The sequence below is a fragment of the Chroococcidiopsis sp. [FACHB-1243] genome (assembly GCF_014696895.1).
GTDB lineage: Bacteria > Cyanobacteriota > Cyanobacteriia > Cyanobacteriales > Chroococcidiopsidaceae > Chroococcidiopsis.
This window is the reverse complement of the sequence record NZ_JACJQX010000024.1, coordinates 55,484-70,050: the sequence shown is the minus strand read 5'-3', so window position 1 is coordinate 70,050 and position 14,567 is coordinate 55,484. Positions and strand designations below refer to the sequence as shown.

Genomic DNA, 14,567 nt, shown 5'->3' with positions numbered 1-14,567 from the left:
GTAGGAAGATACAATGACTACAAACCAGAGTTTTCAAGCTAGTCGAGAGTGGTGGTCGCAACGCTGGTTAGATCTATTAGATTCCTATCGGTTTAAAAAGCGGTTAGAACGCGGTCGCAACTATGCACGACAAGGAAACATTTTAAATATCAAATTTGAAGGCTCTCAAGTATTAGCACGGGTGCAAGGTACAGACCCAGAACCGTACAAAGTTTCACTATCTTTAGAAAAATTTGATGACGAACAGTGGGGATATGTTATAGAAACCATGTCCCAAAAAGCAGTTTATGCAGCCAAATTACTAGCAGGAGAAATGCCGCAAAATATAGAAGAAGTTTTTACTACTAATGGTTTATCGTTGTTTCCTTTTACCCTGTCAGAAGTTAAAAGTCACTGTTCTTGTCCCGATAAAGCTAACCCTTGCAAACACGTTGCCGCAGTCTATTATCAACTCGGCGATCGCTTCAGCGAAGATCCGTTTGTCTTGTTCCAACTACGGGGACGCACTAAGGATGAAGTTCTTACTTCCTTAAGGGAATTTAGGAGTCAAGAAGAAAAGTCAAAAGTCAAAAGTCAAAAGTCAAAAGTTAAAAGTCAAAATTTCCCGACTCCCGACTCCCGTACGGGCGAGTTTCCAAACCCGCCCCTACCGACTCCCTCATTTTGGCAATACAATGAATCACTCGACCCATCGTTAGTGGTCATAGCACCGTCACTCAGCGGCGAAACGATTTTAGATGTCTTAGGAGAAATTCCCGTGGCAGAATTAGAGACTGATGAAGCAGATCGAGGTGATGCCACTGCGTCTGGAATAGTACAAAAATACTTAACTAACCTTTACCAACAAGCCAGCCAACAAGCTGCGATCGCAGCGATGAGTAGTGGATGATGGGCTAGGAGTGAGGGAGACAAGGGGGACAAGGGAGACAAGGAGGATACACAATTCACAGTTAATTCCAACTTCCAACTTCTTTCCCCGCATCCCAAGACACGACAGTCTTTTCCCTGCTCTCTACTGCCTGCTCCCTGCTCCCTAATAACTGACAATGGGTGGAATATATGGCGATCGCGTCGTTTAATAAACTAAGGTCTTAAATCTTAATGTTGTTTATTTTCTCACTCAACTATGGCTGAAGCTTTGAAACTTGAAGATGCGGTGGAATTTGCCGAAAACCCAGAACCGCGCTGTCCGTGCGTCCTACTGTTAGATACTTCTGGCTCCATGCAGGGAGTAGCTATTGACGCTCTCAATGAGGGTTTACGCACTTTCAAAGAGGAACTCAACCAAGATAACTTGGCGCGCAAGCGGGTTGAAGTGGCGATCGTCACGTTTGGTAGTGACGTGAAAGTAGCACAGGATTTCGTCACTGCTGACATATTTGAACCGCCTAGCCTATCAGCTCAAGGTTTAACTCACATGGGTGGGGCAATTCTCCAAGGGCTAGATATGATCGAAGCCCGTAAAGGTCAATATCGTAGTAATGGCGTGAATTACTATCGTCCTTGGGTGTTTTTGATCACGGATGGCGAACCGCAAGGAGAACCAGACAGCATCATCGACCAAGCCACCCAGCGGATTCGCGACGATGAGGCAGGTAAGCGAGTTGCTTTCTTTGCTGTAGGGGTAGAATCAGCCAACATGACGCGCTTGAGTCAAATTGTCGTCCGCAGCCCCTTAAAGTTACAAGGATTAAACTTCAAAGAGCTGTTTATCTGGCTATCGGCAAGTATGCAGCGGGTTTCTCAATCCAAACCAGAAGATCAAGTTGCTCTCCCGCCACCTGGCTGGGGCGTAGTTTAATTCTTATCTGTAGAGACATTACATGTTTATCTGTAGAGACGTTACATGTAACGTCTCTACATGTAAATTCATCGTTTCACTACCAAACAACTAGCTTTCTCTTCTCCGTCTGGTGGCAGCAGGGCGACGACGTGAGGCACGGGACGGGGCGTATAAGGGACTAATAATTCACCCTTATAAGCAAGAGAGGAACTGTCGCCGGAGTCGAGCATCACCGCATCTCGCAACCCAGCTTTAGCTAATACTGCACCCAGCTTGACAGCATCGACATTTCTCGGAGCCACGCCAATTGTGGGCTGTCCTGCCTGGTTAATTCCCCAAAAAGCCCGACGACGCGCCGCATCGAAACCAAATAAGTTACCAAAAGACTCTCGCGATCGCGGTTGTCCGTCTTTTACCAGCCAAGCAGCAGCGACAAAAGCATCTGTTACGTCTGACATCTCCGCCTGGATTCCTTCTAACGTGTTGTGTAAGAAGGGATCGAAGGGAATATATTTAACTGCTTGAGTACCAATTAATACCAAGGGTCTACCCGCAAGCAGAGGATTTTCACCAGCGTTACCTGGGATAAAATGACTCGCTTTTTGACTCAATACGGGACCGACCATCACGTTAGAATTGAGGACTTTGAGCGAGAAAAAGCCCCCATCTACGCCCGCAACTGCGGCAGTATCGGCTAAAATCTCTGGTACTTGGTAGCGGCTTTTCGCATGGATCGTTATTGGTCTACCACCAGAAATTAATAACAAGTAGGTGCGATCGATGGTGGTTTTGTTGAAGGTGACATTGGCAGAAAAATCAAATTCTCCCCCCCAGTTGGAAATTTTCATGCCACCTGAAGCTTGAGAGAGAATGCTAGATTCTGGGTTGGCGATCGCCCGTGCTAAGTTAGATTGACCGAAGCGACCGATGGCAAGTAAACTTTCCGAGTCGCCAGCAAAGCGTTCGTCGTTGTCGTTCATCGTCAGCGCCGACAGATAACCAGCTTTCTTGACTGCTGCGGCAACTTTTTGGTTATACCTACCAGCCGGATACGCAAAATAGCGGATTGGTATATCTAGCTTATTTTCCAAAATCTGTTTAGATTCAGTCACTTCCATTTGGAGTTTGTCGTCGGACAGGCGGCGCAAATCTTCAGGATGGGTAACGCTGTGAGCCGCAATAGTTATCAACGGATCGGCTGCTATTTCCTTCAGTTGTTCCCAACTGACATGACTTCTACCGACGTTGTTGCCTACCCCAGAAGTATAAATAGAAAACACGGCTGGATAGCCATATTTTTTTAGAAGCGGATAAACGTATTCGTAATGTCCCCCATAGCCGTCATCAAACGTTAACATAATCGGTTTTTCTGGCAAGGGTAAACCCGTCCGCAGATGAATAACCAGTTGGTTGTAACTGATGGGGGTAAAACCCTGTTTTTTAATAAATTGAAGATGCTGCTCGAATTCTTGGGGTGTGACATCAAAAAAGACTTGTTTTTTGGGTAAGATGTCGTGATACATCAAGATGGGAACCTTTGCCAATTTTGCCCTTTCGTTGATATTGGGGTAAGGGCTGGAGTTGAAATAGGCAGCTAATTGTGGTCCCAGCTTCAAGCTAAGAAACTCAAAGAGCTTGGTTTTATCCTCTGTCCAATTTGTCGTCTGAAGCAACTGAGTTGCCAAACTAGTAAGTTCGGTTCCATAAGGTGAAGCTTGCTGACAATGACTTAAAGACGGTGCTGACTTAGAGGAATTGTTTTGCTTTTCTTGCGCTTGAGCTTCAGTTGCAAAAAGCAGCACGGGAAAAGCCAGCGTTACTGACAGGAGTAGTTTCCAGGCGATATCCCTCCAACCCCCCTTTTGAAGGGGGGCTAGGGGGGATCTCTTGTAGGAGAGTTTTGACAGTACGCATCTGAAATGTCGAGCAGCAAAAAACAGATGTAGGCGAGTTGGCGACATGGGTATTTATAAAAACGAGCGAAACTCTTAGATTCTGAGCCAATAAAGTTTTAGCCAAGTGTAAGCCATTTCAAAAAGTGAGACAATTACACCCTAATAACAATGCATTAAAAGTCTAATATCTACTGCTTAAGTCTCAGCTAAGGCAGCTTTAAGTTACTGCAAATGCTGGCTGGGAGTCGGGAGTCGGGAGTTGGGAGTCGGGGAAGAGATAACTGATAACTGTTAAGTGTCAACTCATTCCCTGACTCCTCATTTAAGTGTCCAATAGTGGCTAAAATGATTAAGCCTGTACCTGGCAAGCTAGAACGCTAATCAAGAGTAATCCTGAAATGGTTGCACGATCGCTGCTCTACGAAGGCAAAGCAAAAATTGTTTACACGACAACAGAGCCAGAAATATTACTGGCACATTTCAAAGACGATGCCACTGCTTTTAATGCTCAAAAGCGAGGCAGTATTGTCGGCAAAGGAGAGATTAACTGCACCATCTCCACCGTGCTGTTTCAGTATCTAGAAAAGCAAGGCGTTCCGACACACTGGCTGGAAAGCATCAGTGCCAATCAAATGCACGTCAGGCGATTGCAAATCTTGCCGTTAGAGGTGGTCGTCAGGAACATTGCCGCAGGGAGTCTCTGTCAACAAACAGGATTACCTCTGGGGACAGTTTTGAAACAGCCGTTGGTAGAGTTTTATTACAAAAACGATAGTTTAGGAGATCCCTTATTGACGAGCGATCGCCTCTTGCTGTTGGAGCTGGCAACTTCAGAACAAGTCAACCAGTTACAACAAATGGCTCAGCAAATTAATCGCTATCTAGGCGAATTTTTCCAGCGTTGCGATCTGACCCTGGTAGACTTCAAGCTAGAGTTTGGGTACGATGCTCAGGGACAGTTACGACTGGGTGATGAAATTAGCCCCGATACTTGTCGCTTATGGGACGTAGCTGAAACAGACCCCAATCGGCGAGTGATGGATAAAGACCGTTTCCGTCGCGACTTAGGCAATGTCGAAACCGCCTACCAAGAGGTGCTGCGTCGCGTTTTAGCTCAAGCTGATGGGGGAGGCGAGAGTCGGGAGTCGTAGGGGCGGGTTTTGACCAAAAATCTAAGGCTTTAGCTGTTAAACTCTTTGCTAAACCGCCCGTACAGGGGAGTCGGAAGTGGGAGACAAGGAAGACAAGGGAGACAAGGAAGCAGAGGAAGAGAGGAGCAAACAATTGCTAACCGTCAACAGTCAACCGTCAACTACCAAATGACAAATGACAAATGACGAGTGACAAACTTTTATTGGTGTGCGGACGTGCTAAATAGGTGAAACAAAATGCGTTTATTTCGTGTATGGGTGGCGATCGCGGCGATCGCGAGCTTTCGGCAAGTTATGCTGGTGCAAATGCCAGCAACGTATGCAACTCCTGCTAATCGAAGCGCGACAGAGGAGCAAGGAAAACAATTTAAAGTCAAAAGTCAAAAATTAAAAGTCAAAAATAATTCTGAAATTGCCGGAATTCGGAATTCTCCGACTTCTTCACGTCAAGTGTTAATCGCCAGCTTAAAGGGAGAAAAGGTTGTAACAGCAACACCAAAATTAGCAGCAAAAAAATTAGCAGCTAAAGAAAGCTTTTCTCTAAAACCAAGTACAAATCGTAGCGATCGCCATCTGACAGAGCATGGCGCAGCGGCACTCAAAACGCGAGCGATCGCCCAACTCGACTCGCAGGACGAGACCCCCAGAGGACTTGAAATTCCGATTAACCGCGATCGTCAGCCAGCACCGGATTCTGATAATCCTGCCGCACCAACGACAGAACCAGCCACGCCGCCAACAGTACCAGTACAACCGGCTCCAGGTACGGAATCTCTACCGCAGCAAGAAACACCCAATCGCATTCAAGTTCCCGTGACTCCCAACGGCGCACCTGCACCAGGAAGCGTTCCCGATCGACCAAATCCACCTATTCCTCCATCCACTCCAGCACCAGAACAAACCCAACCGCCAACAGACGCTCTACCACCTACGCCAACTCAGCCAGGAACACCAGGAGAAACTCAACCCACGCCAGAAACTCAACCCGAAGCCGCAGAACCTAGAGTTCTTGTCGCAGAAGTCGCTGTGAGTAGCGAAACTGGCACTTTGACTGAAGAATTACAAAACGAAGTTTACCAAGCAATTCGTACCGCTCCAGGGCGAACGACGACGCGATCGCAATTACAAGAAGATATCAACGCCATTTTTGCGACAGGCTTTTTCGCCAACGTTCGGGCTATACCGGAAGATACACCCTTGGGCGTGCGAGTGGCTTACATCGTGCAACCCAACCCAACCCTTCAGCGAGTTCAAATCGAACCTAACCCTGGTACAAATGTTCCGTCTGTCTTGCCTCCCAAATTAGTTGAGGATACTTTCAAGCCGCAGTACGGCAGCATTCTGAATTTCCGCCGCTTGCAGGAAGGAATTAAGCAGCTCAACCAGTGGTATCAGAAAAATGGTTATGTTTTAGCACAAGTGATTGCCGCGCCCCAAGTTGCACCCGACGGCACAGTCACGCTCCAAGTATCGGAAGGGGTTGTTGAAGATATCCAAGTCCGTTTCGTGCGGGAAGGCGAAGCGACCGACGATGAAGGCAAACCAATTCGCGGTCGGACGCGAGATTTTATCATCACGAGAGAACTCGCCCTGAAGCCCAATAACGTATTCAATCGCAACGTGGTTCAAAGCGACTTGCAGCGAGTTTACGGATTAGGGATATTTGAAGACGTAAACGTTGCCCTCAACCCCGGTCAAGACCCCCGGAAAGTGATTGTCGTGCTGAACGTGGACGAACGCCGCAGCGGTAGTTTGGGATTGAGCGGTGGTATTAGCTCTGCTAGTGGCTTGTTTGGAGCAGTCAGCTTTCAACAAAACAATTTGGGTGGCAATAACCAAAAGCTAGGGGCAGAGTTGCAGGTTGGTACGGAACGGAGCGAGTTGCTGTTCGATCTTCGGTTCACAGACCCCTGGATTGCTGGAGACCCCTACAGAACTTCCTATACAGTCAACTTATTCCAGCGGCGATCGATTTCGCTGATTTTTGATGGAGATGACGAGAATATCGAGGTAGGCGACCTCGATGATGGCGTGCGTCCCCGCGTACGGCGACAAGGTGGCGGCGTTACCTTTACCCGCCCTTTGTCTCGCAATCCCTTGGCTCGGTCGGAATGGACGGCATCCGCAGGCTTGCAATATCAGCGTATTTCCATCCGCGATGATGATGGTGAAGTCACGCCAGAAGGTAGATTTAACGGTAGAGAAGATATCCCCTTGAGTTTTTCTGACGACGGTTCAGACGATTTGCTCACCGTACAGTTAGGAGCAGTGCGCGATCTCCGAAATAACATCACGACACCTACTGACGGTTCTTTCCTGCGGTTGGGTGTAGAGCAATCGATTCCTATCGGTAGCGGTAGCATTCTCCTGAATCGATTGCGGGGTAGCTACAGTCAATACATTCCGGTCAACTTTACTAGTTTCAATGAAGGACCGGAAACTTTAGCTTTTAATATTCAAGCTGGAACGGTCATTGGCGATCTACCTCCTTACGAAGCCTTTTCCATTGGTGGTAGTAACTCGGTACGGGGTTACGGAGAAGGAGAATTAGGCAGCGGACGCAGTTTTGTCACTGCTACAGCCGAGTATCGCTTCCCGATTTTCTCGGTTGTCGGTGGCGCTCTATTTGTCGATTTCGGCTCCGATTTAGGCACGGCAGGTAACGTACCTGGAGAACCAGCAATTCTACTCGATAAACCAGGTACGGGCGTCGGCTACGGTGTTGGCGTGCGAGTCAATTCTCCCTTGGGACCCCTGCGCTTAGACTACGGCTTGAACAGCGACGGCGACAGCCGCATTCAGTTTGGCATTGGGGAGAAATTTTAAGCATATGGAGAGGAGGCAGGAGAGCAGAGGAGCAGAGGAGCAGGGGAGCAAAGGGGAAAATCAATTCAATATCCAAAATTCCCACACCCCACACTCCACAACGCCAGTTGCTTCAACGGGGGAAACCCTACGGTCGGTTGCTACAACGGGGGGCGACGAAGTTCGCGATCGCGCCACCCCCGCAACGCACCGACCTCCCGCAACGCACTGGCTCCCCCACACCCCACATACTCTCGCAGGTACGATCGGTCAATCGGGAGTAGGATTGCATAGTGGAGAGACTAGCCAAGTTCGCATTTTACCCGCCGCAGTGGGGGAAGGGCGCTATTTTGTGCGGGTCGATTTACCAAATCAGCCCAGAATTCCTGCTCGCGTTGAGGCTGTTAGTCAAACCGTACTTTCAACGCAGCTCGAAGCCGGAGCAGCATCCGTTCGCACCGTAGAACATTTGCTAGCAGCTCTAGCAGGTAGTGGAGTCGATCATGCCAGGATTGAAATTGACGCAGCAGAAGTGCCGTTGTTAGACGGTTCGGCTCGCATTTGGGCAGAGGCGATCGCCAAAGTTGGGCGATCGCCTCTGCCAGCGCCTATTATTGTCCCCCAATTACTAGAACCCGTTTGGGTACGCGAAGGCGATACTTTTGTCGCAGCTTTGCCCGCACCAGAAACCCGCTTTACTTACGGAATTGACTTTGAGACTGAGGCGATCGGCAATCAGTGGCATAGTTGGACGTATAATACATCTACATTTGCGGCAGAAATTGCCCCAGCACGCACTTTCGGTTTGGCAACCCAGATCGAATTCTTGCGATCGCAAGGGTTAATTAAAGGTGGAAGTCTAGAAAATGCTATTGTTTGTACCCCCCAATCATGGCTGAATCCACCATTGAGATTTGCAAATGAACCAGCACGTCATAAAATTTTAGATTTAGTGGGAGATTTGTGCTTACTGGGGACATTCCCCAACGCTCATTTCCTTGCTTATAAAGCAAGCCACAAACTACACGTTCAACTTGCCCAACTGCTGGAGCAAAAAATGAAATCATGAAGTTGGAAGTCGGAAGTCGGAAGTCAGAAGTTGAAAGCCATAACTCCCCTGCTCCCTGCTCCCTGCTCCCTACTCCCTGCTCTGCACAGCCCCGATCTTTGAGAAATTCAGCCATGTCAACCCTGATCCAAGTTAATTCCCCAGATTCTCCTGCTAGCGATGATGCTAATCTCCAGCATCTCGATCGTCAAACTGAAGTTACTCCTACCCCAGAGAAAACAACCCTCACAGTCGAGCAAATTCATGCACTTTTGCCTCATCGCTATCCTTTTGCCCTGGTAGATAGAATTATTGAGTACATCCCAGGGAAAAGAGCGGTTGGGATCAAAAACGTGACTTTCAACGAACCTCATTTTCAGGGACATTTTCCCCAAAGACCATTGATGCCTGGAGTTTTGATTGTAGAAGCTATGGCACAAGTCGGTGGAGTCGTGTTAACTCAAATGCAAGAAATGGACGGCAATTTGTTTGTGTTTGCTGGCATGGATAAAGTTAGGTTTCGGCGACAAGTAACTCCAGGAGATCAGTTGGTGATGACAGTGGAACTGTTGTGGGTAAAGCGTCGTCGTTTTGGGAGAATGCAAGCCCGTGCTGAAGTTGACGGTCAACTCGCAGCAGAAGGTGAATTACTCTTTTCCCTTGTAGAGTAATTTAGCAGAAGTCAGAAGTCAGAAGTCAAAAGGCATTTTCCCTGCTCCCTGCTCGATCTCTCTCTGCTCCCTTTCTTCACTGACAACTGATTTTCTAGCGCCTCGATTGGAGATGCATCCTTGAAAACACTCATTCATCATACTGCTGCAATCCATCCAGGAGCAGAACTACACCCGACTGTAGAGGTAGGTCCCTACGCGGTTATTGGTCGGGAAGTCAAAGTTGGTCCCGAAACTACCATTGGCGCTCATGTTGTGTTGGAGGGACCAACAGAAATTGGGGCGAGAAATCAAATTTTTCCGGGAGCGGCAATTGGGCTAGAACCACAAGACCTTAAGTACGATGGCGGTTCCTCAATGGTAAAAATTGGCGACGGCAATCGTATCCGCGAGTACGTCACCATCAACCGCGCCACTCGTACCGGAGAAGCCACAATTATAGGTAACAATAACTTATTAATGGCTTATGCTCATGTAGGTCATAACTGTATCATTGAAGACTCTGTGACGATCGCAAATGGTGTGGCTCTAGCCGGACACATCCACATTGAATCACGCGCCACAATCAGCGGAGTTTTGGGCGTACATCAATTTGTGCATATCGGCAGACTAGCAATGGTGGGTGGTATGAGTCGTATCGCTAGGGACGTGCCACCCTATATGTTGGTAGAAGGCAATCCCGCACGAGTGCGATCGCTTAACATTGTAGGCATTAAACGCGCTGGTATTGCCCAAGCAGAACAAGGGCAAGTCTATAGTTCCCTGAAAAAAGCTTTTCGCATTCTCTATCGTTCCGATTTCACTCTCACTCAAGCTTTGGAACAATTAGAGCTAATTGCAGATAACGAACACGTACAGCATCTGTTGCAATTTCTGCGAATGTCCCAGATGAAACCCAGACGCGGTTCCATTCCTGGGCGACAATTGCCTAACAGTGACGAGGAAATATGTTAGGCAAAGTCAAAAGTCAAAAGTTAAAAGTCAAAAGTTAAAAGTTAAAACACAATTGACAACCAACAACTAACAGCTAACAACTTATCAAATGACAAATGACCGATGACTAATGACCAAGCACCAAAGAATTTTCATTAGTACGGGCGAAGTTTCGGGCGATCTTCAAGGAGCTTTACTTGTAGAAGCATTGCACCGTCAAAGCCGCGCTCGCAATCTGCCTCTAGAAATTGTTGCCTTGGGAGGCGATCGCATGGCAGCAGCTGGCGCTCGTCTTTTGGCTAATACTGCTAGCATTGGCTCTGTTGGTACTGTCTGGGAAGCAATCCCGTTTGTCTTGCCTACGCTCAAAATTCAAAGCCAAACTAAACAGTATCTTCAACAACATCCCCCCGATCTTGTCGTACTCATAGATTATGCCGGACCCAATCTGGCTTTAGGTAGCTACATCCGGCGAACTTTTCCCCAAGTTCCAATCGTGTATTTTATTGCTCCCCAAATGTGGGTTTGGTGGTCTAATCGGGGAGAAATCGATCGCTTAGTCAAGATGACGGATCGGTTGTTGGCAATATTTCCCGCAGAAGCCAGTTATTTTGAACTCTTGGGCGTGTCAGTTACTTGGGTAGGGCATCCTCTACTCGATCGCGTGCAGGCAGCACCTAGTCGCGAAGTAGCAAGGGCTAAGCTAGGTATTGCACCAGAGGCTTTGAGCGTAGCGTTAATTCCTGCCTCTCGTCACCAAGAATTAAAATATCTGCTGCCAGCAATGTTTCAAGCAGCAAAAGCAATTCAGGCAAAACTACCACAAGTACGTTTTTGGATTCCCCTATCTTTAGAAATCTATCGCCAACCGATCGCCCAAGCAGTAAAAGATTACGGCTTACAAGCAACTATACTTTCCGGTCAAACTTTAGAGGCGATCGCGGCAGCTGACTTAGCAATTACTAAATCTGGCACGGTCAATCTAGAAATTGCCTTGTTAGACGTGCCACAAGTCGTAATTTATCGCGTCAGTCAATTTACAGCGTGGATCGCCCGCAATCTCCTCAAAATTAACTTACCCTTGATTTCGCCACCGAACTTAGTTGTCGATCGCGAGATCGTCCCAGAGTTACTTCAAGATCGAGCCACACCGGAAAATATTACCCAACAAGCTTTAGAATTGCTGCTCAACCCAACTCGCCGCCAGCAAGTTTTAACAGACTATCAGCAAATGCGATCGCTTCTAGGAGAAACAGGCGTAGGCGATCGTGCTGCTACAGAGATATTGCAAATGCTTTTAGTAGGGAGCAGAGAGCAGGGAGCAGGGAGCAAGGGGAAGAGAGGCAATTCAAAATCCAAAATTCAAAATTAATTCCGCGATCCCCGAATTCCGAATTCTCCTCACGCAGTTTCTACTCATATCTGGCTGATTGTGCCAGAATCGGTGGCGATAAGGTATTGGCGATCGGTGAGAGCATGAAATTTTATGGTTTATGGCTATGACTGGCGATCCTGAAATGTTGCTAGCAGCAACAAAAACAGCACTCCAACAAGAAGACTATCAAGGAGCGATCGCTCATTTAGAAATACTTTGTCAGACAGAGAATATCTCCATCACCGAGCAACAGACTCAGCCAGCTACTCCTAATAGCGATGTTGAATACTTACTCTCCTTGTGCCAACTCTTAGCGAAAAGCAGTAACCCCCAAGTCAGAGAGCTGGTGGGGAAGTTAGGGGAGTTGGGAGACAAGGGAGATAAGGAGGATTTACAATTTAAAATTCAAAATTCAAACTCTCCAATTCAAACTTTTCCGACTCCCTTCCAATTCAAGCAAGTACCAAGAGCGCAACGCTGGCAGCCATTACCAACTATTAATTTGATTCCATTTTGGTTGTTACAGTGCGGTAGCGCGATCGCTCTATTTTGGTCGATCCAACAACTCATTGAGTTGGCGATGAGATTGACTAACGATTTATTGGTAAAACTCCCCTATCTAGAACCGTTTCAGCCGTTCTATCACGACCATACTACCAAGATCGTATTCGTATTGGTGCTGTTGCTAGCCCTATCCCCTTGGTTGATAGATAGGTTACTGAGATGGTGGCACGGGCTTCAACACCTATCTCTGGAAACTTTGGAAATTTCTAGCCCAGAAGCTAGCAGGCTGCTACAGCGCTCTTGTCGCCAGCACCACTATCGTTTACCTCAGTTGCGCGTGCTACCTACAGCCGTGCCGCTTATTTTCACTTATGGCAACCTGCGCCGCACGGCAAGAATAGTCGTAAGTCAAGGTCTGCTAGAGCAACTCGCAGATGATGAAATTGCCGCTATCTATGCAACACAATTAGGGCAGATAGCTAATTGGGATTTTATCGTTTTATCTCTATTTTTATTAGTTACTCAGTTACCCTACATAACCTATTCCCAGTTATCGCAGCGGGGCAACAAGATATCGAATAAAACTCTCCAAGCCTTTATCGCGATCGCCGCTAACTTTGCTTATGGACTTTGGTTGCTTCTGCGTTTACCTGCGTTTTGGCTCTCTCAGTTACGCATATACTACAGCGATCGCCTTGCCGCAGAATTAACTGGCAATCCTAACGCCCTCAGTCGCGCCATACTCAAAATTGCCCGTGGTGTGGCTCAAGATATTCAACAGCAAGGACATACCAGTTGGTTGCTAGAAGGTTGGGACTTACTCACAATTATCAGTTACAAACAAGCGATCGCCCTGAGCAATCTACATTCATTACCCGAATTAGAAGTAGCTTTAGCCTGGGACTGCACGAATCCTTTGCGCTACTGGCTTAGCATCAACCAAGCTCATCCCTCAATGGGCGATCGCCTCCAACGGCTGAATCAAATTGCCCACTTTTGGCGCTTGGATACTGAATTAAATTTACCGGGGAGTCAGGGAACAGAGCAGAGGAGCGATCGCCAATTCCGAATTCCGTCAGCCGAAGGCGAAGCGAAGCGTTATTCTGAATTCCGAATTCTCCCCACACCCTTCTTTCTTCACGACTCGCTATTATTACAAGTTTCTCCTTACTTAGGAGTTCTCCTCGGTGCTGCTTTTAGCAGTTTTATGTGGCTGATTGGATGGCTCGGCGGTTACTGGTTGGGTAATCCTTACTTAGCTTGGATGTGGGGTGATTGGTGGATCGTGCGCGGTAGCTTGGCGATTGGCTTGAGCCTCGGTATTTTTCTGCGGCTAAATGCTTTATTTCCAGAAATAAAGTCTACTAGCTTGTTAAATCGTCCCAATCTTGCCGAGCTGTTGTCTAATCCCGATTTATTACCAGTTGTCCCGCAGCCTCTCCGCCTCCAAGGTAAGTTGTTAGGACGGCGCGGTATTGGCAACTGGTTCGGACAAGATTTACTGCTGCATTTACCAACTGGCTTAGTCAAGCTGCATCATGCTTCTTGGCTGGGACCCCTCGGCTGTCTTTTGCTTAGACCCTCTACCGACCCTACCGATTTAATTGGAAGGCATGTTATTTTAACAGGCTGGTTCCGCCGTGGGGCTACGGCTTGGATCGATATTGAAATTTTACGAACTCAAGCCGGTAAAACCAGTACCAGCAGCCATCAGGGTTGGTCGATCGCACTGGCGATCGCCGCTACAATTTGGGGCGTGTACGTCATTGTAAAGGGAGGCAGTTATTAATTATCAGTTATTAGTTATCAGAGAGCAGGGAGCAGGGAGCAGAGGAGAATAACAACCAATTACCAACTACCAACTACCAATTACCAACCAATAATGTAAAGATTAATTGCAAAATCCTAGTTGTTTATGTTACATTTATTTACATAAACAACTAAAGTCCAGATCTAGCTGCAAGTTAAAGCGACATAACGTCTTACGCTTCGGTTAATTTGGGTCAGGTTTTTCTCCTTCCAACACAGCAACAGCTAGACCAGCCACAGGCTGGTTTTTATTTCAGGAGTCAGTGAGACAGGTATCGCATTTCTGTACTCAATAGCCGATCCGAAGTTAAAAAACTGACAATAAGCACAAATCTATTTTGAAAACAATATCTATAGTGTCAACCGTGATATTTTAGAAGATGGTGTCAACTTTCCAGGCGATCGGAAATATCATCAGGAGTCAAACGCCGTTGCGATCTAACCGCCAAAACTGCGCAGTCAAGCTTTTAGATCGTACCGTAGCATGATAAACTTATCAGTCTTTGCCAATACAATGAATTGGATTTTAGAAGTTGACAGTTTAAGGCAAAAGTTAGTTGACGACGGTTTGCGGCGATTCTTGCCACTATTCA

The 14,567-nt window shown here is 47.3% G+C and carries 10 protein-coding genes; 9 read left to right on the top strand and 1 reads right to left on the bottom strand.

The window, feature by feature from the left end; genetic code table 11:
- The first annotated feature begins 13 nt into the window (after nucleotides 1–13).
- Both H6G17_RS18600 and H6G17_RS18595 read left to right on the top strand, forming a co-directional pair.
- Complete coding sequence (locus H6G17_RS18600; RefSeq protein ID WP_192159635.1) at nucleotides 14–889, top strand: SWIM zinc finger family protein; 876 nt, start codon at nucleotides 14–16, stop codon at nucleotides 887–889.
- 237 nt (nucleotides 890–1,126) lie between these two features.
- Entirely contained in the window at nucleotides 1,127–1,801 is a 675-nt protein-coding gene (locus H6G17_RS18595) for a VWA domain-containing protein (RefSeq protein ID WP_181245383.1), read from the top strand.
- A 68-nt stretch (nucleotides 1,802–1,869) separates the two neighbouring features.
- Here H6G17_RS18595 and H6G17_RS18590 read toward each other — a convergent pair whose 3' ends face one another.
- On the bottom strand, nucleotides 1,870–3,585 hold the full coding sequence (locus H6G17_RS18590; RefSeq protein WP_347276449.1) for a polysaccharide deacetylase family protein: 1,716 nt from the start codon (nucleotides 3,583–3,585) through the stop codon (nucleotides 1,870–1,872).
- A 491-nt stretch (nucleotides 3,586–4,076) separates the two neighbouring features.
- Here H6G17_RS18590 and purC point away from each other — a divergent pair, with 491 nt between their 5' ends.
- The 7 genes from purC to H6G17_RS18555 all read left to right on the top strand — a co-directional run bounded on the left by purC (nucleotide 4,077) and on the right by H6G17_RS18555 (nucleotide 13,954).
- Nucleotides 4,077–4,829 (top strand): phosphoribosylaminoimidazolesuccinocarboxamide synthase, encoded by a 753-nt coding sequence (gene purC / locus H6G17_RS18585; RefSeq protein ID WP_192159633.1) that lies wholly within the window; start codon nucleotides 4,077–4,079, stop codon nucleotides 4,827–4,829.
- Nucleotides 4,830–5,066: 237 nt separating this feature from the next.
- Entirely contained in the window at nucleotides 5,067–7,655 is a 2,589-nt protein-coding gene (locus H6G17_RS18580; RefSeq protein ID WP_192159631.1) for a BamA/TamA family outer membrane protein, read from the top strand.
- A gap of 4 nt (nucleotides 7,656–7,659) precedes the next feature.
- Nucleotides 7,660–8,703 (top strand): UDP-3-O-acyl-N-acetylglucosamine deacetylase, encoded by a 1,044-nt coding sequence (gene lpxC, locus H6G17_RS18575; RefSeq protein WP_242038477.1) that lies wholly within the window; start codon nucleotides 7,660–7,662, stop codon nucleotides 8,701–8,703.
- A 113-nt stretch (nucleotides 8,704–8,816) separates the two neighbouring features.
- Complete coding sequence (gene fabZ, locus H6G17_RS18570) at nucleotides 8,817–9,353, top strand: 3-hydroxyacyl-ACP dehydratase FabZ (RefSeq protein WP_015154306.1); 537 nt, start codon at nucleotides 8,817–8,819, stop codon at nucleotides 9,351–9,353.
- A 120-nt stretch (nucleotides 9,354–9,473) separates the two neighbouring features.
- On the top strand, nucleotides 9,474–10,307 hold the full coding sequence (lpxA, locus tag H6G17_RS18565; RefSeq protein WP_192159629.1) for an acyl-ACP--UDP-N-acetylglucosamine O-acyltransferase: 834 nt from the start codon (nucleotides 9,474–9,476) through the stop codon (nucleotides 10,305–10,307).
- A gap of 109 nt (nucleotides 10,308–10,416) precedes the next feature.
- The gene (lpxB, locus tag H6G17_RS18560) at nucleotides 10,417–11,658 is read left to right on the top strand and encodes a lipid-A-disaccharide synthase (RefSeq protein WP_192159627.1); all 1,242 of its coding nucleotides are present in this window, start codon (nucleotides 10,417–10,419) and stop codon (nucleotides 11,656–11,658) included.
- A 127-nt stretch (nucleotides 11,659–11,785) separates the two neighbouring features.
- Nucleotides 11,786–13,954, top strand: a complete 2,169-nt coding sequence (locus tag H6G17_RS18555; protein ID WP_192159626.1) for a M48 family metalloprotease — start codon at nucleotides 11,786–11,788, stop codon at nucleotides 13,952–13,954.
- Nucleotides 13,955–14,567: the final 613 nt, after the last annotated feature.